Consider the following 20,988-nt stretch of genomic DNA (forward strand, 5'->3'; position numbering starts at 1 on the left):
GTGCGGCTCAGGCTTCCAGCAGCCGGGTGGACCAGCCCATCTTCTGCTGGCGCTCCACCTCGAGGCGCAGCTCGCTGGCGCGCAGGTAGTGTTCGTCCAGCCAACCCTTGGGCAGGGTCAGGGTCAGGGCATCTTCATCGGCTTGCAGCATGAACCTGGGCACAGTGCCCTGGGTCCGGCGCATGCAGAGGATGAGGGAGATGCGCAGGATACGGGCCAGCCGGATCGCCTGGCGACCGGTGACGGCACCCTGTTTCTCCAGTGGCTCCAGCTTGAATTCATCCCGCTGGTTGAACAGCAGGGCCGACAGCAGCTTCTTCTGCGCGGGGGTGAAGCCCGGCATGTCGATGTTGTCGATGATGTAGGCAGCGTGCTGCGGCGCCTTCTTGTACTCGATGCACAGACCGATTTCGTGCAGCAGGGCTGCGTAGCGCAGGATCGGGCGACCGTAGCGCTTGGAGAGGCGCCAGGCCGGCTGCAACTGGGTGAACGCTTCGATGGCGGTGTCGCGGACCCGCTCGGCGTGCTCCTTGTCGAGCTGGTAGCGGCTGATCAGGCTGTCGGCGGTGCGATCCCGGGCATCACAGTCGTGATTGTTGCCGAGCAGGCCGTAGATGAGCCCTTCACGCAGGGCTCCGCCCGCCAGGGTCATGCTCTCGATGTCGAGGGTTTCGAAGATGGCGATCAGGATGGCGAGACCGGAGGGGAACACGGTCAGCCGTTCGGCCGCCAGCCCTTCGAGCTGCAACTTATCGAGTCTGCCGCAGGCGATGGCCTGACCCATCAGCTCTTGCAACTTGGGCAGGGTGACCCGCTCGCTCTTGCCCTGGGCAAGCATGATCTCCTGCAGCGCTTGGACGGTGCCGGAGGCGCCGACGCAGGTGCGCCAGCCGAGGACACGGTAGTCCGCAGCCACTTTCTCCAGTACCGCCTTGGCGGCGGCAATGGCCTGGTTGAAGCGCGCCTCGGAGAGCTCGCCATCACCGAAGTGGTTGTTGAGCCAGGTGACGCAGCCCATGTGCAGGCTGTTGAGCAGCTTGGCTTCGCTCTGCTCGCCGATCACCAGCTCGGTGCTGGCGCCGCCGATGTCGATCACCAGCCGATTGCCTTCCCCTGCCGACGTCCAGGAGACTCCTTCATAGATGGTCTTGGCTTCTTCCTCGCCCGAAATGATCTCGATGCTGTGGTTGAGCACCCGTTCCGCTTCGCTGATGAATTCGTCGACGTTGGTGGCCAGGCGCAGGGTGGCGGTGCCCACTACCCGGATGTTGTCGGACGGGATGTCCTGCAACTGCTCGGAGAAGAGGCGCAGACAATCCCAGCCCCGCTCCATGGCGGCACGGTTGAGGCGAAAATCGGCATCGAGGCCCGCGGCGAGGCGTACCTTGCGCTTGACCTTGGTGACGGTGCGCAGGGCACCGGCGACCTCGCGCACCACCAGCATGTGAAAGCTGTTGGAGCCGAGGTCGATGGCGGCATAGAGAGGCGAGTTGTGCAACTTGGCCGATCCCTCAGTTCTTGCGGGGGGGACGACGACGGTTGTTGCTGTTGCCACCGCCCTGGCGATCCCGCATGTTGCGGTTCACCGGCTGGCGGTTGCGGAACACCCGTTTTGGTGCGGTGACGTCATCCAGCAGCGCCTCGCGGTCATACTTGCTGACCGGGATGGGGTGGTGGATGTACTCCTCGATGGCCGGCAGGTTGAAGGCATAGTCTTCACAGGCCAGGCTGATGGAGTGACCGCTTCTGCCGGCGCGGCCGGTACGACCGATGCGGTGGACATAGTCTTCGGCATCGTCGGGCAGGTCGTAGTTGAAGACGTGAGTCACGTCGGGGATGTGCAGACCACGGGCGGCCACGTCGGTGGCGACCAGGATATCCAGGGTGCCCTTGGTGAACTCTTCCAGGATCTTCATCCGCTTCTTCTGCGGCACGTCGCCGGTCAGCAGGCCGACGCGGTGGCCGTCGTTCTCCAGCCAGGCGTGAACGTCTTCACAGACGTGCTTGGTGTTGGCGAAGACGATGGCTTTCTCGGGCCACTCCTCTTCCATCAGGGAGAGCAGCAGCAACATCTTGTCTTCGTTGGAGGGGTAGAAGAGCTCCTCCTTGATCCGCACGCCGGTCATCTGTTCCGGTTCGACCTGTACATGTTCCGGGTGGTTCATGTGTTCATAGGCTAGCTCCTGCACCCGCAGGGAGAGGGTGGCGGAGAACAGCATGCTCAGACGCTCGGTGGCGGGGGGCATGCGGCGGAACAGGAAACGGATGTCCTTGATGAAGCCCAGATCGAACATGCGATCCGCTTCGTCCAGTACCACGACCTGGATGTTGCCGAGATCAATGACCTTGGACTTGAAGTAGTCGATGATGCGACCCGTGGTGCCGATCAGGATGTCGACGCCCTGTTCCAGCACGGCCAGCTGCTTGTCGTAGCCTTCGCCACCATAGGCGAGACCGAGCTTGAGCCCGGTGGAGGCGGACATGCTCTCTGCATCGTTATAGATCTGGACGGCCAGCTCCCGGGTCGGAGCCATGATGATGGCGCGGGGCTGGTTGACGAGGCGCGGCCTGGTCAGCGGATGGGTCAGCAAATAGTTGAATGTCGCCGCCAGGAAAGCCAGGGTTTTGCCGGTCCCCGTCTGAGCCTGACCGGCAAGGTCATGACCTTCAACCAGCAGGGGCAGGGACAGTGCCTGGATGGGCGTACAATAGTGAAATCCCTTTGATTCCAGACCAGCCAGAACTTCGGGTTCGAGGCCCATTTGGGCGAATTTTTCGGTCGTTAGATGTGTTTTGCTCATGGCGGTAGGTTATCAGGTTAGGCTTGCAATAATAAACAGGATCATTTCAAATAGGGCAACTATTGCCTTTGTTGAACCATCAATAAAGCCTTAATTACTGACTGGAGTTGGAGATGAGTGACAAGATTGTTCAGCTGAGCGATGCCAGCTTCGAGGCCGATGTAATCAACGCCGACAGCCCTGTTCTGGTCGATTTCTGGGCCGAATGGTGTGGACCGTGCAAGATGATTGCCCCGATCCTGAACGAAGTTGCTCAGGAATATGAAGGTCGCGTGACCGTGGCGAAATTGAACATCGATCATAACGCCGACACTCCGCCCAAGTACGGCATTCGTGGTATCCCGACCCTGCTGCTGTTCAAGAATGGTGAAGTGGCAGCGACCAAGGTCGGCGCCCTGTCCAAGACCCAACTGAAAGAGTTCCTGGACGGCAACCTGTAATAATCAAGAAGGAGCGCATTGCAATAATGCGCTCCTTGTGTTTTATCACCTAGACGCTCACCCTGATTGGTGCTAGTTTATCGCTCGTTTGCTAACCTTTTTGCCTGACTCTTTGCTTAACTACCAGCCTGGCAAGTCAAATCCGATCAGCATCAATCCAGCAGACTGTCTCCTCATTTCAATCCTTGCTTACAGACTTTCACCACTATGAATCTGACTGAACTTAAGAACACTCCTGTGTCCGAGCTGGTCCAGCTTGGCGAATCCATGGGGTTGGAAAATCTGGCTCGGGCGCACAAGAAAGACATTATCTTTGCAATCCTCAAGGCGCACGCCAAGGGCGGCGAGGATATCTTTGGCGACGGTGTGCTGGAAATCCTGACCGACGGTTTCGGTTTCCTGCGCAGTGCAGACGGCTCTTATCTCGCTGGTCCGGATGACATCTATGTCTCCCCGAGCCAGATCCGCCGCTTCAACCTGCGTACCGGCGATACTATTTCCGGCAAGATTCGGCCGCCGAAAGAGGGCGAGCGCTATTTCGCCCTGCTCAAGGTCAACGACGTCAACTACGACCGTCCGGAAAACTCCCGCAACAAGATCCTGTTTGAAAACCTCACTCCCCTGCACGCCAACGAGCGTCTGCGCATGGAGCGTGGCAACGGTTCCACCGAAGATATCACCGCCCGTGTACTGGATCTGGCATCCCCGATCGGCAAGGGCCAGCGCGGTCTCATCGTTGCACCGCCCAAGGCCGGTAAGACCATGCTGCTGCAGAACATCGCCCAGAGCATCGCCTACAACCACCCGGATTGTGAGCTGATCGTGCTGCTGATTGACGAGCGTCCGGAAGAAGTGACCGAGATGCAGCGGATGGTGAAGGGTGAAGTGATCGCCTCCACCTTCGACGAGCCGGCTTCCCGTCACGTCCAGGTCGCCGAAATGGTGATCGAGAAGGCCAAGCGTCTGGTCGAGCACAAGAAGGACGTGGTGATCCTGCTGGACTCCATCACCCGTCTGGCCCGCGCCTACAACACCGTCATCCCGTCTTCCGGCAAGGTGCTGACCGGTGGTGTGGACGCCAACGCCCTGCACCGTCCGAAGCGTTTCTTCGGTGCGGCGCGCAACGTCGAAGAGGGCGGCAGCCTGACCATCATCGCCACCGCGCTGATCGATACCGGCTCCAAGATGGATGAAGTCATCTACGAAGAGTTCAAGGGTACCGGCAACATGGAACTGCACCTCTCGCGCAAGATTGCCGAGAAGCGCGTCTACCCGGCCATCGACATCACCCGTTCCGGCACCCGCAAGGAAGAGCTGCTGACCGCCCCGGACGAGCTGCAGAAGATGTGGATCCTGCGCAAGATCATTCACCCCATGGGCGAGATCGACAGCATCGAGTTCCTCATCGACAAGCTGGCTGCGACCAAGACCAACGACGAGTTCTTCGACTCCATGAAGCGTCAACAGAAGTAACAGCCTCTTCAATGACAAAACCGCGGCCCAGGTCGCGGTTTTTGTTTATCTATTTCACGGCTGGCTTAGTAGTATGAAGCCTCGATGTCACAAGGAAAGGGACGTCATGAAGCTGGTGTTGTTCATATGGATGGGTTGGTTGTGGCTGGCGGCCCCGGTGCATGCCGACTCCCCGCCGCAATTGCAGGCTCCCCTGGTGGCGGACGAGGGACTGGAGGGGCATCGGGCGTACCTGGACGGCCGCATGGCGCTCGGGCAGTTTGATGCCATGGACTCGTTGCTCGAGACCCTGTCGGTGGGGCAGCGGGAGTTCCTGTTGTTCCAGTTGCTGGGTGAGCTCAAGTCATCGGGCGCACCGAGCCCGGCGCTGCTGGCCTGGGTGCGGGCACAAGCGGCCAAGGCGCCACAATGGCTGGTGGAAGGGAAGGTGGACGGTTTCCTGGTGCAGCTACCCGCCTATGACTTCCCCGCCGAGGCCCGGCTGGTGCTGAGCCACTGGCAGCAGCTGGCCTGGCAGGACAACTATCGCCAGTTGCTGGAGCAGGATCGCTTCGACTTCAAGCAGGTCTACTACAGCCGCAATCCCGAGCTGGCACAGCAGCAGCAGGCCCTGCTGGCGGTGCTCGATCGGCAGCCGGTATCCGTGCTGCGTCGGGAGGCGCAGCGGCTTGCCGCCCTCAATCTCTTCCTGCCGGACAACCAGTTGCTGCTGCACTTCATCGAACAGACCGGGGAGACGGCACTCTACCTCAAGCTGTGGCGTCAGCCAGTGGATCACGATAGCCTGACTGCGCTGCACACCATTTCCCGCTTTTATTCAGGTCAGGAGGCGAGCGATCTGCTGATCGCCGCCAGCCAGAACAGCCGCCTGATGGTCCCCGCCCTGCACCAGCTCAGCCGCCTCTCCCCCTTGCCGGACGGGGCCCAGCAGTTCCTCCTGGCCGAACTCGGCAAGCACCAGTATGGCGGGCTGGTGGCCGGCCTGTTGTTGCAGATGGACGAGCCCAGGCTCCTGGGTCAATTGGCAAACCGGCTGACGCTTCAGGAGCGGCGACACGCCTCGTCCGTTATGAGGTCCGATACGGGTACACCGGATACGCCGCCAGGGTTATAATGCGGGACCACCTGATCCCGCTGGGGTACTTGCATGAAATACAAGGACTTGCGTGATTTTATCGCGCAGTTGGAACAAAACGGACAGCTCAGGCGCATCAGTCGCGAGATAGACCCCTATCTGGAGATGACCGAGATCAGCGACCGCACCCTGCGGGCGGGGGGGCCTGCCCTGCTGTTTGAGAATCCCAAGGGCTACACCATGCCGGTGTTGACCAACCTGTTCGGCACGCCGGACCGGGTTGCCATGGGCATGGGCCAGCCCAACGTCAGCGCCCTGCGCCAGGTGGGGACCTGGCTCTCCTATCTGAAAGAGCCGGAGCCGCCTCGCGGGCTCAAGGAGCTGATGGAGAAGCTGCCCATCTTCAAGCAGGTGCTCAACATGCCGACCAAGCGGCTCTCTTCGGCCCCCTGTCAGCAGGTGGTGCTGGAAGGGGACGCGGTGGATCTGGATCAGATCCCCATCCAGCACTGCTGGCCCGGGGATGTGGCGCCCCTGGTCACCTGGGGTCTGACCATCACCCGCGGTCCCTACAAGAAGCGGCAGAACCTCGGCATCTATCGCCAGCAGAAAATCGGCAAGAACAAGCTGATCATGCGCTGGCTGGATCACCGGGGCGGCGCCATCGATTTTCGCGAGTGGCAGGAGGCCCACCCGGGCGAACGCTTCCCGGTGGCGGTGGCGCTGGGCGCCGATCCGGCGACCATCCTGGGCGCGGTGACGCCGGTCCCGGACAGCCTCTCCGAATACGCCTTTGCCGGTCTGCTGCGGGGCAGCCGTACCGAGGTGGTGAAGGCGCTGAGCTGCGATCTGGAAGTGCCCGCCAGCGCCGAGATCGTGCTGGAAGGCTATCTGGAGCCGGGGGAGATTGCCCCCGAAGGGCCTTACGGCGATCACACCGGCTACTACAACGAAGTGGACGAGTTCCCGGTCTTCACCATCACCCACATGACGATGCGCCGGGATGCCATCTACCACAGCACCTACACCGGCCGTCCGCCCGATGAGCCGGCGGTGCTCGGGGTGGCGCTCAACGAGGTGTTCGTGCCGCTGTTGCAGAAGCAGTTCCCCGAGATCGTGGATTTCTACCTGCCGCCGGAGGGGTGCTCCTACCGGATGGCGGTGGTGACCATCAAGAAGCGTTACCCTGGCCACGCCAAGCGGGTGATGCTGGGGGTCTGGTCCTTCCTGCGCCAGTTCATGTACACCAAGTTCGTGATCGTCTGCGATGACGACATCAACGCCCGGGACTGGAAGGACGTGATCTGGGCCATCACCACCCGGATGGATCCGGCCAGGGACACCACCCTGATCGAGCACACCCCCATCGACTACCTGGACTTCGCCTCGCCGGTCTCCGGGCTCGGCTCCAAGATGGGGCTGGATGCCACCAACAAGTGGCCGGGGGAGAGCAACCGGGAGTGGGGTCAGCCCATCGTCCAGGAGGAGGCGGTAAAGCAGAAGATCGATGCCATCTGGGACGAGCTGAAGATCCTCGACTGAGGGATCCCCGATGCGGCGCGGCCATTGTGACGCAAAAGTGCGGTATTGCCGTGCCGAATTGGGTATGCTCGACGGACCTGACCACCAACTGGTCGCCATAAAAACAGTGAAACCATGAGCGAAGCGGGCCGGGCAGGCCCCTCACAAGGACAAGAATGCAACGTATCAAGTGCCGCGTAGAGGAACTGCGCGAATATGTCGACACCATCTGGCACGTGGCGCTGGCGCCGCAGCAGGAGGTGAGCTTCAAGCCGGGCCAGTATCTGCTGGTGGTGATGAGCGATTCGGACAAGCGCCCCTTCTCCATCGCCAACTCGCCGACCCGCTCCGGCGTGCTGGAGCTGCAGATCGGTGCAACTCCCGAGAATGCCTATGCCGGTCAGGTGCTGGCCCGCATGCGCGAGCAGGGAGAGATCGAGGTCGAGCTGGCCGCCGGCAAGGCGTTCCTGCGCGACGAATCCCCCCGACCGCTGATCCTGATGGCGGGCGGTACCGGCTTCTCCTATGCCCGCGCCATCCTGGAATACCTGATCGGCAGCGGCAGCAAGCGTCCGGTGTTCCTCTACTGGGGGGTACGCCAGGCGCACTGGCTCTACGAGCTGGAGCAGATGCAGCAGTGGGAGCGCGACTACGCGCCGCTGACTTTCATTCCCGTGGTGCAGGAGCCCGAGAGCGACTGGACCGGCAGGACCGGGCTGGTGCACAAGGCCATCATGGATGACTTCGTCAGCCTGCATGACTACGACATCTATGTGGCGGGCCGCTTCGAGATGGCCGGTGCCGCGCGGGAAGAGTTCAAGGTGCTGGGCGCCGAGCCCGAGCGCATCTTCGGCGATGCCTACGAGTTTATCTGACCACGGCCGACCGCAGTGCGTCGATCTGCCCCCTTATCGTCTTGCGAGAGAAGGGGGGATGAGAAACTCGTTGTCCCCATAAAAACGACAAACCCCAGCCTGGCTGGGGTTTGTGCTATCTACGGCGGGTCACGCCGGATCATTCGCCCTTGGCAGCGAGCTGCTGCTCGAGCTGGGCCAGCTTGGCCTCGAGGGCGGTCAGCTTCTCCCGGGTGCGCAGCAGCACCTTGGTCTGCACGTCGAACTCCTCGCGGCTCACCAGATCCAGCTTGTTGAGCTGGGCCTGCAAGACCTGACGGGTCTTTTTCTCCACCTCTTCACCCATGCTGCGAATGCCGGGGGGCAGGGCGTTGTGTATCTGTTTGGCGATCTCTTCCAGTTTTTTCGGGTCGATCATGGGGGTCTCCTTAAGCAATGGCGCCATTCTACCGACAAATCGTCCCCTTTGCCGAGATCGGAGCGGCTTTTTGCGCCATGGATCCTATCGGGCTCTGGTCGGGTCTGGTTGATGCACCCTGGCTGCTACCCTGTGACGCCGGGGATCAATTCCAATTCCTTGATGGTGTACACAAAAAAATCAGATCAGATGACTGACCAGAGGCTTATTAATTGTTGCGTTGCTGTTAATATGATTCGGTCGGGTTTGAACCCTACCCCGTCAGGCTCATCATGGATAACAACATAAAAGAGATAAGGATATGAAGAAAAAGCTAATTTACGCGGCCGTCGTCAGTGCGCTGCTGAGCGGTTGTGGTGGCAGTGACGACAACACAGGCGATACCTCAAGCTATCTCGATTATCTGCTGAGCGGCTCCAATGCAGTCCGACCCAGCGCCCTGGCAGCCCGTGCGACCGACGGTACCCTGAAATTCTCCACGGAAACGGCGGATCTCTCCAACCCGGTGTCCGCCCTCTCCACCCTGGATGGCTGGTCGACTACCCAGGCGATCCAGATCGTGCCGGTGACGGCCTCCGGCATCCAGGTCAAGGCGCCGGCCGCTGCTGAATTCGCAGCCTCCGTGGCACCCCTCTACCTGATGGAGCTGGAGTTTGACAGTGCGGCCCTGCGTCCGAGCGGCGTGAAAAAGGTGCTGACCTACGGGGTGGACTTCGTGGTGGCCGAGACGACCGGCAAGCTGAATCTGGTGCCGCTCAAGCCGCTCAACCCCTCTTCCTACTACATGATAGTGGCGACCGATACCCTCAAAGACAGCACGGGTGCCCCCCTGCGACCGGGTAGCGACTACAGCAACTACAAGACCAGCACCGGCAGCAACGCCCAGGAGCAGACCATCAGCGGCCTGATTGTGCTGCAGGAAGGGTTGTTCAAGGCTGCCACCGGCATCACCAGCGACCACGTGATCTTCTCCGACTGGTTCGGTACCCAGTCCGGCGCCGACGTGCTGGTGGCGGTGAAAGGGGCGGCCGCATCCGTGCTCAAGAGCCCGACCCTGGACGCCGCCGCCCTGTGGAAGCAGGACGCTCTGGGCAATACCAGCCTGCCTGGCACCTATACCCTGTCGGTGAGCGGCGGCAGCCCCTTCCTGACCCAGCTGGACGCCGAGAACTTCCTGCCCCAGGAGCAGAAGGATGCGATTGCCGCCGCTTTTGGTGACGGCACTCCACTCCACAATCTGGCCTTGGGTACCACCGTCTACAGCGGCACCGTCAAGCTGCCCTACTTCCTCTCCTCCCCGGCTACCGCCGGCTCCTGGGACAAGGCGAAGACCCAGTCCTGGCACGGTGCCATCCCCAGCCTCTACGCCATCGCGAACGCCCTGAAGGCCCAGGATGCCGAAGTGATCGGCGGCCTGGTGGGGGCGGGCGTGGATCCGGCCCTGCTGGGCGAACTCATCGCCGATCCGAGCCGTCAGGCCGAGCTGCTGGCGGAGGCGAGCAAGCTGATCGGGGTGACCCTCACCTCCGGCGGCAAGGCGCTGGATCCCGAGATGAATATCGGGCGCTTCAACCCGCTGCCGGCACTGGAAGAGGTGCAGTCCGTCCCGATGCGGATCTTCGCCGCTACCAATGACCTGAAGACCATCACCGACGTGATCATCTATCAGCACGGCGTCACCTCGGTGAAGGAGAACGCCTACGCCCTGGCCCTTGGCCAGATCGGTGCCGGTGCCCAGGCGAGCAAGAACGTGGCCGTGGTGGTGATCGACCATCCGTTGCACGGTGAACGCGGCTTCGCCCTGACCGGCAGCATGGACTCGGTGACCACCTCCGACAACCCGACCCCCTACCTGAACCTGAGCTACCTGACCGTGGCCCGCGACAACCTGAAACAGAGCGTGGCGGATCTGCTGGGCCTGCGTCTGGCAGTGGGGCTGGCCAATGCCAAGGGCGCCATCGGCACCGCAGGCAGCCTCAAGGTGCACTTCCTGGGTCACTCCCTGGGTGCCATCGCGGGGGCCAACCTGTTGGCGGTGGCCAACCAGTCTGTTGGCAACCCGACGGCAGACGCCCTGTTCAAGTTCGACACTGGCGGCCTGGCCATGCCGGGTGGCGGCATAGCGCCGCTGCTGCTGAACTCGCCGACCTTCGGTCCGACCATCCAGATGAGCGTGCTGACCGCTGGCAGTGCAGCCCTGAAGGCAGCCTTCACCGCCTACGCCCCGAACTGCAAGACGGCGGTGCCGACCTGCTTCGTCAACGAGTTCCTGCCGAGCCAGGATGCGGCCACCCAGGCCACGGCGGCCAGTACCTTGCAGAGCTACAGCTTTGCGGCGCAGTCGGTGCTGGATTCGGCAGACCCCATCAACCTGGGGAGCGGCATCGCGGCGGACTTCCCGCTGTTTGCCACCGAAATCGTCGGCGACGGCGCCCTGAGCCTGTCGGATCGAGTGATCCCGAACAGTATCGCCACCGCCCCGCTGGGTGGCACCGAGCCGCTGTTCAAGGTTCTGGCCCTGCAACCGCTGACCGCCACCGGCGCCGCCAACCACAGAGCGGCCCGCTTCGTGGCCGGGGGTCACAGCTCGCTGCTGGCACCGGACGAGAACTTCGATCCGACCGGCGCCGTCACCACCGAGATGCAGACCCAGTTCGGCAGCTTCTTCGCAAGCGGCGGTACCGCGGTCAAGGTGACCGACGCCAGCCTGCTCAAGCAGTAAGCCGGCCGACCAATAAAAACGCCGCCCCTTGGGGCGGCGTTTTTTTATGGCAAATCGGCTCAGGCTGGCCTGTGGCGCCTGTCCAGCCAGCCCTGGGCAAAACCGACCAGCAGGCCTGCCAGGTGAGCCATGTTGGCGGTCGCTATGGTTGCCGAGCCGTTGCCGGCAACCAGGCCTCACCCCGGCCTGTGGTGCCTGTCCAGCCAGCCTTGGGCAAGGCCGATCAGCAGGCCCGCCGGTGAGCCATGTTGGTGGTCGCTATGGTTGCCGAGCCGTTGCCGGCAACCAGGCTTCACCCCGGCCTGTGTTGCCTGTCCAGCCAGCCTTGGGCAAGGCCGACCAGCAGGCCCGCCAGGTGAGCCATGTTGGTGGTGGCTTTGGTTGCCGAGCCGTTGCCGGCAACCAGGCCTCACCCCGGCCTGTGGTGCCTGTCCAGCCAGCCCTGGGCAAGGCCGACCAGCAGGCCGACCAAATGGGCCATGTTGGCGGTGGGGGTGCCGAGCATGTCCAAGAAGCCGAGCACCAGCCAGACCAGCATGAAGCCCATCAGGGCTGGCGGCATGGCGAGGCCGCAATTCGGTTGAAGCCTGGTTCGCAGCCAGCTGTAGCCGAGCAGGGCATAGACCACCCCGGAGAGGCCGCCAAAGCGCGGGCCGCTGGCAAAGAACTCGGCGATATTGGGCAGGGCAGCCCCGACGATGAGCAGGATGAACAGCTTGCCGCTGCCGAGGCGCTGCTCTATCTGGCCACCGAGATACCACCACCACAACAGGTTGAACACCAGGTGCAGCACCGAGAAGTGGATGAAGGCCGGGGTGACGTAGCGCCAGGCCTGCCAGTCGGTGAACTGGGCCAGGGTGGGGTGGAAGGCGAGTTCGTCGAAGATGGGCAGGCCGATGGCATCCAGAGCGTAGATGGCCAGGCAGGCGATGATGACCACCAGAGTCAGAGGGCCCGCCTGGTGGAGGAAATCGGTGACCGGATCCATCATCCCCTTGCTGTAGTCGATCCGGGCATCGGCATGGCCGGATTGCCAGGAGGCCTCCATGTAGCGGGGGTGATTGGGTTCGCTCAGGAAGCGCTTGACCTCCTGCTGGGCCTGGGCGAGGCGCCGCTCGTCCGCCAGCCAGACCGAGACGCCGAGCTCTGACTGGGTCAGCTCGCACGGAATGCCCAGGGTGGCGAGATAATCCACCAGCGCCTGGGCCATGCGGGCGTCGCCCAGCACCAGCAGCTGGATCATGCCGGTGGAGGAGGAACGACCCGCCTCTGTCATGCGTCCCCCGCCTGGATGGGGAACTCCCTGCGCCAGGCCTCGAAACCGCCATCCAGGCTATAGACCTCGTCATAGCCCTGTTGCAGCAGGTACTGGGCCGCCCCCTGGCTGCTGTTGCCGTGATAGCACATCACGATGACGGGGGTATCGAAGTCCACCTCGTTCATAAAGCGAACTAGGGTGCCGTTGGTGAGGTGGAAGGCGCCGACCGCGTGGGCCGTCTCGAAGGATTGGGGATCGCGAATGTCCACGAGACGGGCTTCGCCTGCGCTCAGCTTCTGGTGGGCATCATGGGCGCTGATATGGGCAAACTGGTCCATTGAGATGTCCTGAAAATGGAGGGTTGAAGGGCAGTTTACCGCAAGCGGCGGTTTGCGCTAAGTGTGCAATGGGGGCGGCATCCAGGGGATCGCAATTTTCTTCAATATCGGGCCGCCCGGGCCGGGTAGGCTCGGACTTCCCTCAATTGAACGAGCATCATCCATGGAATTCAGTCTGCTGTTATCCATGGCCGGGTTTGCCCTGGCCATGTCCATCTCCCCGGGGCCGGTCAATCTGGTCGCCCTTGGCACCGGCGCCCGGTACGGTTTCACGGCCAGCCTGCGCCACGTGGTGGGGGCCACCCTCGGCTTCATCCTGCTGCTCCTGCTGATGGGGCTGGGTCTTGGCGGCGCCCTGTCCCGCTGGCCTGTGGCGCTGGGGGCCATTCACTGGGGCGGCGTGCTCTTTCTCGGCTGGATGGCCTGGCAGTTGCTGGTGGACAGCGGCGAGGTGGAGGAAGTGGAGGGCGTACCCCCCGCCTTCTGGTACGGGGCCCTGATGCAGTGGCTCAATCCCAAGGCCTGGCTTGCCGCCAGCATGGGGATGGGAGCCTATGGGATCGCGGGCGGCATGAGCCAGATCGCCCTCTTTACCGGCATCTATCTGGTGATTTGCCTCGGCTCCATCGCCTGCTGGGCCTATGCGGGCAGCCGATTGCAGGGGTGGCTGGTCTCTCCTCGCCGATTGCGCTGGTTCAATCGGGCCATGGCGCTCTTGCTGCTGCTCAGCGCCGCCTATCTGGTGCGCTCGTCCTGAGGGGCGAGCTGCGCTCTGTACTGGCCCGGGGTGGCGGCCACCCGGCGTTTGAACTGGCGCTGGAAGTGGGCCTGATCGGCAAAACCGCTGGCAAGGGCCACTTCCGCCAGGGGCTGCCCCTGGCGCAGCAGGGTGCGGGCGTGGCGAATGCGCTGATCGAGCAGGTAGGCGTGGGGCGTCATGCCGTAGTGGCGGCTGAAGGCGCGCACGAAATGGGAAGGGGTAAGCCCGGCCACCGCACTCAGCTGCGCCAGGGTGAGGGCGCAGGCACTCTCGTCCTGCATCAGCTCGGCGGCTCGCTGCAGGTGCTGGGGAGGGCGGTCATCCCACTTGGCCGGGGTGAGCCTGGCGAGAAGCTGGCGGCTGAAGAGGTGGCAGGCCACTTCGCGAGCCAGGGGATCCGGCTCCTCCACCAGTTGCCGATGAAGCCGGCAGAGCCCCTGGTAGAGCAGGGGATCCCGGCTTGCGGTCATGTCGAAGGGGCGAAACGCGTTGCCGAGCCCGGCCTCCTCCTGCTGGCGCTGCAACCAGAGGTTGTCGATGTAGAACATCAGATAGGACCAGGGCTGGTCCGCGACGGGATTGCAGGCGTGCACCTCTTCCGGGTTCATCAGCACCAGGTTGCCGCGGCCGACCTCTTGCAGGCTGCGCTGGTTGAGGTAGTGGCTGTGGCCGCCGGTGATGGCGCCGATGGAGAAGTGGGGGTGGCTGTGCTTGTCGTAGCAGACGCGCCGGCCATCCTGCACCGCCCGCGCCTCGATGAAGGGCAGGGCGGGATCGTGCCAGAAGTGGTGCTGATCCTGCGTCGCCCGCGCACGGCTCACAATGTGCTCCTCGGCGGGGGGCTGTTCCCCTGCCGGGCTCGGGGAGAGCGGCAGGGGAAGGGTGACGATGGTTGCTGCATCCTCAGCCGCCGAGATAGGCCTGGCGGACGGCGGGGTTGGCCAGCAGGGCCTCTCCCGTGTCTTGCAGCACCACCCGGCCGTTCTCCAGCACATAGCCGCGATCCGCCAGCTTGAGCGCCTGGTTCGCGTTCTGTTCCACCAGGAAGATGGTCATCCCCTTCTGGCGCAGTTGCTCTATGGTGTCGAAGATCTGCTGGATGACGATGGGCGCGAGTCCCAGGGAGGGTTCATCCAGCAGCAGCAGGCGCGGCTTGCTCATCAGGGCGCGGCCGATGGCCAGCATCTGCTGCTCGCCGCCAGACATGGTGCCTGCCCGCTGCTCCAGCCGCTCGTGCAGGCGGGGGAACAGGGTAAATATCTGATCCAGCAGGCCGCGCTGCTCCGCCTTGTCGACGAAGAAGGCCCCCATCAGCAGGTTCTCCTCCACCGTGAGGCGGGCGAAGATGCGGCGCCCCTCCGGCACCACGGCGATGTCCTTGCGCATGATGCGGGCGGTGGTGAGGGAGTCTATCTGCTCCCCCTCGAACCAGATGGAGCCGCTGCTGGGCTTGGGCTCGCCACACAGGGTCATCAGCAGAGTGGTCTTGCCGGCGCCGTTGGCGCCGATCAGGGTGACGATTTCCCCCTCTTTCACCTCGACGCTGACGTCGTGCAGCGCCTGAATTTTGCCGTAGTGGGTCGATACGTTGCGAAGTTCTAACATCTTTTTGTCCTTACGACTCGCCCAGATAGGCCTTGATCACCGCCGGATTGCTGCGGATTTCGTCCGGTTTGCCGTGGGCCAGCGGGGTGCCCTGGTTGACCACGAAGATGCGGTTGGAGATCTCCATCACCAGCTTCATGTCGTGCTCGATCAGCAGCACCGAGACCCCGAACTCGTCCCGCAAGTTGGAGATGAGCTCGTTGAGCTCATCGGTCTCCTTGGGATTGAGGCCTGCGGCCGGTTCATCCAGCATCAGCAGCTCGGGCCGGGTCGCCATGCAGCGGGCGATCTCGAGGCGGCGCTGCTGGCCGTAAGCCAGGTTGCCCGCAGCGCGGTTGGCGAGATCCTTGAGGCCCACCTTTTCCAGCCAGAAGGCGGACTGCTCCAGCCCCTCTTTCTCGGCACGGCGGAAGGAGGGGGTCTTGAACAGGCCGGCGATGAAGCCGGTATTGAGATGCCTGTGCTGGGCCACCAGCAGGTTTTCTACCGCTGTCATCTCCTTGAACAGGCGCACGTGCTGGAAAGTCCGCACTATGCCCTTGCGGGCGATGAGGTGGCCGGGCAACCCCTGGATCTCCTCACCCTTGTAGCGAATGACACCGCCACTCGGGCGATAGAAGCCGGTCAGGCAGTTGAAGATGGTGGTCTTGCCCGCCCCGTTGGGGCCGATGATGGAGATCACCTCCCCCTTTTCCACATCCAGCTTGACGCCGTTGACCGCGAGCAGGCCGCCAAAGCGCATCGACAGATCTGAGACATCCAACAATGGTTGATTGTTGCTCATTTACGCAGCTCCATATGGGGTCGACTCATGGGCAGCAGTCCCTGCGGCCGCCAGATCATCATGAATACCATCAAGAGACCGAACATCAGCATGCGATATTCGTTGAACTCGCGGGCGAGCTCCGGCAGCACCGTCATCACGATGGCAGCCAGCACCACCCCGATCTGGGATCCCATGCCTCCCAGCACCACAATCGCAAGGACGATGGCCGACTCGATGAAGACGAAGGATTCCGGGCTAATGAAGCCCTGGCGCGAGGCGAAGAAGCTGCCGGCAAAGCCCGCGAAGCAGGCGCCTATGGTGAAGGCGGTCAGCTTGATGATGGTGGGGTTGAGCCCCAGGGACTTGCAAGCGATCTCGTCTTCCCGCAGCGCCTCCCAGGCACGGCCGAGCGGCATGCGCAGCAGGCGGTTGATGACGAACAGGGTGGCCACTACCAGCACCAGGGCCATCAGGTAGAGGAAGATCACCTTGTGGTTGGCGTTGTAGGCGATGCCGAAGAAGTCGTGGAAGGTGCCAAAGCCCCCGTCCTTGACGGTGCGGTTGAACTCGAGCCCCCCCAGGGTAGGTTTCGGAATGCCGGAGATCCCGTTCGGACCGCCGGTCAGGGTGGTCATGTTGTTGAGCAGGATGCGGATGATCTCGCCAAAGCCCAGGGTGACGATGGCCAGGTAGTCCCCCCGCAGCCGCAGCACCGGGAACCCGAGCAGGAAGCCGAAGGTGGCCGCCAGCAGACCGGCGATGGGCAGACACTCCCAGAAGCTCAGACCGAAGTAGGTGTTGAGCAGGGCGTAGCTGTAGGCGCCGACCGCATAGAAGCCGACATAGCCGAGGTCGAGCAGACCGGCGAGGCCCACCACCACGTTCAGTCCCAGCCCCAGCATGATGTAAATCAGGGTGAGGGTGGCCAGATCGATGGCGCCGCGAGAGGCCATGAAGGGCCAGCTCACCGCAAACAGCAGCACCAGCACGGCGGTGAGGTTATAGAGCTTGGGGGCCTCTTCGGGGCTTGGCAGCACCAGCTTGGTGAAGCCGACGGAGAAGCCGCTGATGGAGGCCTGGAACAGACGGCTTATCTGGCCGCGCAGCATCTGGAACCAGAAGACGATGGTGGCGCCCCCCAGCAGCCAGGCCAGCGATACATCGAGGCGGCTTACCACCAGCAGGCGGGAGCCATCGGTCTCCAGCTTGAAGCCGAGCAGCCAGAAGGAGAGCACCAGCAGCACCAGGCTGGCGATGCAGGCATGGATAAATTGACGTTTCATCAGACTTTCTCCACTTCCGGACGGCCGAGAATGCCAGTGATGGTCATGAACAGCAGCACGAGGGCATGCATAGATTGGTTTTTCATACCTTCTCGACCTCCGGACGACCCAGGATGCCGGTGGGCATGAAGAGCAACACGAAGATGAGCAGGGCAAAGGCCATCACATCCTTGTACTCGGTGCTGAGATAGCCCGCGGTGAGCGCTTCCACCACGCCGAGCAGCAGGCCGCCCAGTACGGCACCGGGAATGCTGCCGATGCCGCCCAATACCGCAGCGGTGAAGGCCTTCAAACCCGCCATGAAGCCGAGATAGGGGTTGATGACACCGTAGTACATGCCGAGCAGCACCCCCGCGACGGCGGCCAGGGCGGCACCCAGCACGAAGGTGATGGAGATGACCACGTGGGTGTCTATCCCTAGCAGGTTGGCCATCTTGATGTCTTCGGAACAGGCACGGCAGGCACGCCCCATGCGGGAGCGGCCGATGAACTGGGTCAACGCCAGCATGGTGACGAAGGTCACCACGAAGATGATGAGCTGCATGTAGGAGAGGCTGGCCTGGAAGCCATCCTCGCCGCCGAGGGTCCAGCCCCCGGAGATCAGAGTGGGCATGGCGATGTCACGCGAGCCCTGGGCCATCCGCATCATGTTCTGCAGGAAGATCGACATGCCGATGGCGGAGATGAGGGGGATCAGGCGGTTGCCGCCCCGCAGTGGACGATAGGCCACCCGTTCTATGGACCAGCCATAGCTGCCGGTGATGATGATGCTGACCAGGAAGGCGCCCCCCAGCAGCAGCACGGTGCTGTCGATGCCCATCATCATGAGCCCGGCCATCACCATGAAGGCGACATAGGAGCCGATCATGTAGACCTCGCCGTGGGCGAAGTTGATCATGCCGATGATGCCGTAGACCATGGTGTAGCCGATGGCGATCAACGCATAGGTGCTGCCTATGGTCAATCCGTTCAGCAACTGCTGAACCAGATAAAGAAGGTGTTCGGACATACCGCGTTCCCTGTGTACTTGCCCGCAAAGAAAGGAGGGGTGACTCACGTCACCCCGACCGGCAGATTATTTGAGTTGAGTGGAGGTACCGTCGGCATGCCACTGGAACACACCGAATTCGAAGCCTTTCAGGTCACCGTTCGGTGCCCAGGTCAGGGGGCCCATGACGGTGTCGATCGGTGCGGCCTTGATGGCGGCAGCGACGGCAGCCGGATCATCCTCGCCCGCCTTGGCGATACCGGCCGCCAGGGCCTGCATGGCGGCATAGGTGGTCCAGACGAACGGACCGGAGGAGTCCTGACCCTTGGCCTTGAACGCTTCTACGATGGGGGCGTTGGCCGGCACCAGGTCATATTTGTTCGGCAGGGTCACCAGCAGGCCTTCGGAAGCCGGGCCGCCGATGGCGGAGATGTCCTTGTTGCCCACCCCTTCCGGACCCATGAACTTGGCCTTCAGACCCTTCTCGCCAGCCTGGCGCAGGATCAGACCCAGCTCCGGGTGGTAGCCGCCGTAGTAGACGAAGTCGACGTTCTCTTTCTGCAGCTTGGCGATCAGGGCGGAGAAGTCCTTGTCGCCGGCGGTGATGCCCTCATAGGCCACGACCTTGACGCCTGCCTTGTCCAGCGCGGCTTTCACGCTGGAGGCGATGCCTTCACCGTACTGTTTCTTGTCGTGGATGACGGCCACGCGCTGGGGTTTGACCTGCTCGATGATGTACTTGGCGGCGGTCGGGCCCTGGTCGCTGTCCAGACCGATGGTGCGCAGGGTCAGCTGGTAACCACGCTCGGTGATCTTGGGGTTGGTGGAGGCGGGGGTGACCATCAGTACCCCTTCATCTTCATAGATGTCGGAGGCGGGCAGGGTGTTGTCGGAGCAGAGGTGGCCGACCACGAACTTGACGCCGTCGTTGATCACCTTGTTGGCGATGGCCACGGCCTGCTTGGGATCGCAGGCGTCGTCATAGATGACGGCTTCGATCTGCTTGCCCTTGATGCCGCCCGCCTTGTTGATCTGCTCGACCGCCATCTTGCCGCCGGTGAACTGCATGTCACCGTACTGGGCGACCGGGCCGGTCAGGGGGCCGGCGATGCCGATCTTGATGGTATCGGCCGCATTGGCCATGGAAACTGATCCAAACAGAGCCAAAGAAACCGCTGCTCTGACTGCCATTTTGCTGAAGTTATGCATTGATTCGTCCCTTAATCAGTGAATTGTTTCATTTTATGCACGTCATTCCGAGCCTGTGTCCCGCCAGCCCGGCGATAGATAAGGTTCTATCATTCCTCGCCGGGCAATAACAAGATGTTAAAGATACTAACCGGAGCAGGCGCGAGAGGGGTTTTGTGAAACTAACACGCAGTTTTTTGCTTTTTACTGGAGTTTAATGTCGCCAAGGTGGTGCAACATACAGATAACAAATTGTCATGGTGACAATTTCCAGAGTAAAAAACTGACGATATTTCATTCTGCGTCCGCTCTCATTTTGACCAAAATCCGTTTGCGCAAAAAGAAATGACCGCATAGATTAGCCAGCATTGATAATTCACTGGCAGCGCCCGTTAAAACCAAGCCTTTATTCGGGAAATCTGCTACTGTTCCGCCTTTGTTATTCAGGAGACAGAGATGGCAACTATCAAGGATGTCGCCTCGCGCGCAGGCGTATCCATCTCCACCGTCTCACATGTACTCAATCACACCCGTCGGGTCAGCGAAGACGCAACCCAGAAAGTGCTTGAGGCGGTGGCAGAGCTGAACTACGCGCCCAACTCGGTGGCGCGCAGTCTCAAGATCAATTCGACCAAGACCATCGGCATGCTGGTGACCACCAGTGCCAACCCCTTCTTCGCGGAAGTGGTACAGGGGGTGGAAGCCTACTGCTTCGAGCAGGGTTACAGCCTGATCCTGTGCAACACCGAGAACCAGCCGCCCCGCCAGCAGCACTATCTGCGCATGCTGATGGAAAAGCGGGTGGACGGTCTGCTGGTGCTGGGGACCGATATCGACACCCAGTTCAGGGACATGCTGCGCATCCACAAGAAGGTGCCGCAGGTGGTGCTGGACTGGGGCAACGAGTGCGATTTCGCCAACGTGATCAACGACAACGCCCGCATCGGCGCGCGTCTGGCGGTGCGCCATCTGCTGGAGCAGGGCCACACCAACATCGTCTGCATCACCGGCCATCTCGCCAAGCCGACTACCCAGCAACGGCTGGACGGGGTGCGCGATGCCCTGGCTGAACAGGGGATGACCCTGAAAGAAGAGCAGATCTTCGAAGGGGACTACGAGAGCCAGAGCGGCTTCGATGCCATGCAGCGCATCCTGGCCCTCACCCCTCGCCCGACTGCGGTCTTCGCCTTCGACGATCCCATGGCCATCGGTGCCATCTGCGCCGCCTGGGAGGCCGGGGTCAAGGTGCCGGACGATATCTCCATGATCGGCTATGACGACGTGGAGATGGCGCGCTTCTCCAGCCCGCCGCTCACCACCATCCGCCACCCCAAGGCCGAGCTCGGTCTGCTGGCGGTGCAGCAACTGGTGAGCCGGATCCGCAACAAGGAGCTGGAAGTGGAGTCCATGACGGTGCAGCCCGAGCTTATCGTCCGCCGCTCGGTCAAGTCCCTGCGCTGACGGCGCCACGGGTACCATGAACAAGAAACCCCCTCGC

Annotated in this window: 19 protein-coding genes; 8 read left to right on the plus strand and 11 right to left on the minus strand. The window is 62.3% G+C overall.

The genetic code is table 11. The features are described 5' to 3' along the window. Nucleotides 1–7 precede the first annotated feature (7 nt). Both gppA and rhlB read right to left on the minus strand, forming a co-directional pair. Complete coding sequence (gene gppA / locus PG879_RS13555) at nt 8–1,498, minus strand: guanosine-5'-triphosphate,3'-diphosphate diphosphatase (protein ID WP_042017418.1); 1,491 nt, start codon at nt 1,496–1,498, stop codon at nt 8–10. A gap of 13 nt (nt 1,499–1,511) precedes the next feature. Next, nucleotides 1,512–2,801: an ATP-dependent RNA helicase RhlB gene (gene rhlB / locus PG879_RS13560; protein WP_029313424.1), complete on the minus strand. Its 1,290-nt coding sequence runs from the start codon at nt 2,799–2,801 to the stop codon at nt 1,512–1,514. 113 nt (nt 2,802–2,914) lie between these two features. Here rhlB and trxA point away from each other — a divergent pair, with 113 nt between their 5' ends. The 5 genes from trxA (at nt 2,915) to fre (ending at nt 8,185) form a co-directional block, all read left to right on the plus strand. Continuing rightward, nucleotides 2,915–3,241, plus strand: a complete 327-nt coding sequence (gene trxA / locus PG879_RS13565; protein ID WP_010672369.1) for a thioredoxin TrxA — start codon at nt 2,915–2,917, stop codon at nt 3,239–3,241. A gap of 207 nt (nt 3,242–3,448) precedes the next feature. Next, the gene (gene rho / locus PG879_RS13570) at nt 3,449–4,714 is read left to right on the plus strand and encodes a transcription termination factor Rho (RefSeq protein WP_010672370.1); all 1,266 of its coding nucleotides are present in this window, start codon (nt 3,449–3,451) and stop codon (nt 4,712–4,714) included. A 106-nt stretch (nt 4,715–4,820) separates the two neighbouring features. After that, on the plus strand, nt 4,821–5,828 hold the full coding sequence (locus tag PG879_RS13575) for a hypothetical protein (protein WP_010672371.1): 1,008 nt from the start codon (nt 4,821–4,823) through the stop codon (nt 5,826–5,828). A 33-nt stretch (nt 5,829–5,861) separates the two neighbouring features. Next, nucleotides 5,862–7,331 carry a 4-hydroxy-3-polyprenylbenzoate decarboxylase gene (ubiD, locus tag PG879_RS13580; RefSeq protein ID WP_270830313.1) on the plus strand — a complete coding sequence of 490 codons (1,470 nt, stop codon included), beginning with the start codon at nt 5,862–5,864 and terminating at the stop codon, nt 7,329–7,331. 155 nt (nt 7,332–7,486) lie between these two features. Further along, on the plus strand, nt 7,487–8,185 hold the full coding sequence (gene fre, locus PG879_RS13585) for an NAD(P)H-flavin reductase (RefSeq protein ID WP_010672373.1): 699 nt from the start codon (nt 7,487–7,489) through the stop codon (nt 8,183–8,185). A gap of 139 nt (nt 8,186–8,324) precedes the next feature. Here the strand turns inward: fre and ubiK are convergent, their stop codons facing one another. Further along, the gene (gene ubiK, locus PG879_RS13590) at nt 8,325–8,582 is read right to left on the minus strand and encodes a ubiquinone biosynthesis accessory factor UbiK (protein ID WP_010672374.1); all 258 of its coding nucleotides are present in this window, start codon (nt 8,580–8,582) and stop codon (nt 8,325–8,327) included. A gap of 301 nt (nt 8,583–8,883) precedes the next feature. Here ubiK and PG879_RS13595 point away from each other — a divergent pair, with 301 nt between their 5' ends. Beyond that, on the plus strand, nt 8,884–11,304 hold the full coding sequence (locus PG879_RS13595) for a VolA/Pla-1 family phospholipase (protein WP_270830314.1): 2,421 nt from the start codon (nt 8,884–8,886) through the stop codon (nt 11,302–11,304). Between the two features lie 409 nt (nt 11,305–11,713). Here PG879_RS13595 and glpG read toward each other — a convergent pair whose 3' ends face one another. Together glpG and glpE are read right to left on the minus strand one after the other, a co-directional pair. After that, nucleotides 11,714–12,547, minus strand: a complete 834-nt coding sequence (gene glpG, locus PG879_RS13600; RefSeq protein WP_270830332.1) for a rhomboid family intramembrane serine protease GlpG — start codon at nt 12,545–12,547, stop codon at nt 11,714–11,716. 29 nt (nt 12,548–12,576) lie between these two features. Beyond that, complete coding sequence (gene glpE, locus PG879_RS13605) at nt 12,577–12,900, minus strand: thiosulfate sulfurtransferase GlpE (protein ID WP_005307320.1); 324 nt, start codon at nt 12,898–12,900, stop codon at nt 12,577–12,579. A gap of 163 nt (nt 12,901–13,063) precedes the next feature. On the opposite strand from glpE, the gene PG879_RS13610 reads away from it, so the two are divergent. Then, entirely contained in the window at nt 13,064–13,657 is a 594-nt protein-coding gene (locus PG879_RS13610) for a LysE family translocator (RefSeq protein WP_010672378.1), read from the plus strand. Here the strand turns inward: PG879_RS13610 and PG879_RS13615 are convergent. From PG879_RS13615 to PG879_RS13640, 6 genes are all read right to left on the minus strand, one after another. Beyond that, nucleotides 13,636–14,481 (minus strand): AraC family transcriptional regulator, encoded by an 846-nt coding sequence (locus PG879_RS13615; protein ID WP_270830315.1) that lies wholly within the window; start codon nt 14,479–14,481, stop codon nt 13,636–13,638. The two genes, PG879_RS13610 and PG879_RS13615, sit on opposite strands and share 22 nt — an antisense overlap. An 82-nt stretch (nt 14,482–14,563) precedes the next feature. Then, nucleotides 14,564–15,265: an ABC transporter ATP-binding protein gene (locus PG879_RS13620; protein ID WP_010672380.1), complete on the minus strand. Its 702-nt coding sequence runs from the start codon at nt 15,263–15,265 to the stop codon at nt 14,564–14,566. Nucleotides 15,266–15,275: 10 nt separating this feature from the next. Then, nucleotides 15,276–16,049, minus strand: coding sequence for a high-affinity branched-chain amino acid ABC transporter ATP-binding protein LivG (gene livG / locus PG879_RS13625; RefSeq protein WP_010672381.1), 774 nt, complete (start codon nt 16,047–16,049; stop codon nt 15,276–15,278). Then, nucleotides 16,046–17,314 (minus strand): high-affinity branched-chain amino acid ABC transporter permease LivM, encoded by a 1,269-nt coding sequence (locus PG879_RS13630; RefSeq protein ID WP_039041002.1) that lies wholly within the window; start codon nt 17,312–17,314, stop codon nt 16,046–16,048. Before PG879_RS13630 ends, livG begins: the two co-directional genes overlap by 4 nt. Before the next feature lie 82 nt (nt 17,315–17,396). Next, a complete protein-coding gene (livH, locus tag PG879_RS13635; protein WP_010672383.1) occupies nt 17,397–18,323 on the minus strand; it encodes a high-affinity branched-chain amino acid ABC transporter permease LivH in 927 nt (308 codons plus the stop codon). Nucleotides 18,324–18,389: 66 nt separating this feature from the next. Then, on the minus strand, nt 18,390–19,511 hold the full coding sequence (locus PG879_RS13640; RefSeq protein ID WP_039041003.1) for a branched-chain amino acid ABC transporter substrate-binding protein: 1,122 nt from the start codon (nt 19,509–19,511) through the stop codon (nt 18,390–18,392). A gap of 435 nt (nt 19,512–19,946) precedes the next feature. Here PG879_RS13640 and PG879_RS13645 point away from each other — a divergent pair, with 435 nt between their 5' ends. Further along, nucleotides 19,947–20,951 carry a substrate-binding domain-containing protein gene (locus tag PG879_RS13645; RefSeq protein WP_042017407.1) on the plus strand — a complete coding sequence of 335 codons (1,005 nt, stop codon included), beginning with the start codon at nt 19,947–19,949 and terminating at the stop codon, nt 20,949–20,951. Nucleotides 20,952–20,988: the final 37 nt, after the last annotated feature.

Source organism: Aeromonas sp. QDB63 (assembly GCF_027707425.1).
Lineage (GTDB): Bacteria > Pseudomonadota > Gammaproteobacteria > Enterobacterales > Aeromonadaceae > Aeromonas > Aeromonas caviae.

Coding starts and splice junctions, on each gene's coding strand:
- PG879_RS13575 (WP_010672371.1), top strand. CDS start 4,821: ATGAAGCTGGTGTTGTTCATATGGATGGGTTGGTTGTGGCTGGCGGCC.
- PG879_RS13645 (WP_042017407.1), top strand. CDS start 19,947: ATGGCAACTATCAAGGATGTCGCCTCGCGCGCAGGCGTATCCATCTCC.
- PG879_RS13620 (WP_010672380.1), bottom strand. CDS start 15,265: ATGTTAGAACTTCGCAACGTATCGACCCACTACGGCAAAATTCAGGCG.
- PG879_RS13640 (WP_039041003.1), bottom strand. CDS start 19,511: ATGCATAACTTCAGCAAAATGGCAGTCAGAGCAGCGGTTTCTTTGGCT.
- PG879_RS13595 (WP_270830314.1), top strand. CDS start 8,884: ATGAAGAAAAAGCTAATTTACGCGGCCGTCGTCAGTGCGCTGCTGAGC.
- PG879_RS13630 (WP_039041002.1), bottom strand. CDS start 17,314: ATGAAACGTCAATTTATCCATGCCTGCATCGCCAGCCTGGTGCTGCTG.
- rho (WP_010672370.1), top strand. CDS start 3,449: ATGAATCTGACTGAACTTAAGAACACTCCTGTGTCCGAGCTGGTCCAG.
- fre (WP_010672373.1), top strand. CDS start 7,487: ATGCAACGTATCAAGTGCCGCGTAGAGGAACTGCGCGAATATGTCGAC.
- ubiK (WP_010672374.1), bottom strand. CDS start 8,582: ATGATCGACCCGAAAAAACTGGAAGAGATCGCCAAACAGATACACAAC.
- livH (WP_010672383.1), bottom strand. CDS start 18,323: ATGTCCGAACACCTTCTTTATCTGGTTCAGCAGTTGCTGAACGGATTG.
- trxA (WP_010672369.1), top strand. CDS start 2,915: ATGAGTGACAAGATTGTTCAGCTGAGCGATGCCAGCTTCGAGGCCGAT.
- PG879_RS13610 (WP_010672378.1), top strand. CDS start 13,064: ATGGAATTCAGTCTGCTGTTATCCATGGCCGGGTTTGCCCTGGCCATG.
- glpE (WP_005307320.1), bottom strand. CDS start 12,900: ATGGACCAGTTTGCCCATATCAGCGCCCATGATGCCCACCAGAAGCTG.
- livG (WP_010672381.1), bottom strand. CDS start 16,049: ATGAGCAACAATCAACCATTGTTGGATGTCTCAGATCTGTCGATGCGC.
- ubiD (WP_270830313.1), top strand. CDS start 5,862: ATGAAATACAAGGACTTGCGTGATTTTATCGCGCAGTTGGAACAAAAC.
- glpG (WP_270830332.1), bottom strand. CDS start 12,547: ATGATCCAGCTGCTGGTGCTGGGCGACGCCCGCATGGCCCAGGCGCTG.
- rhlB (WP_029313424.1), bottom strand. CDS start 2,801: ATGAGCAAAACACATCTAACGACCGAAAAATTCGCCCAAATGGGCCTC.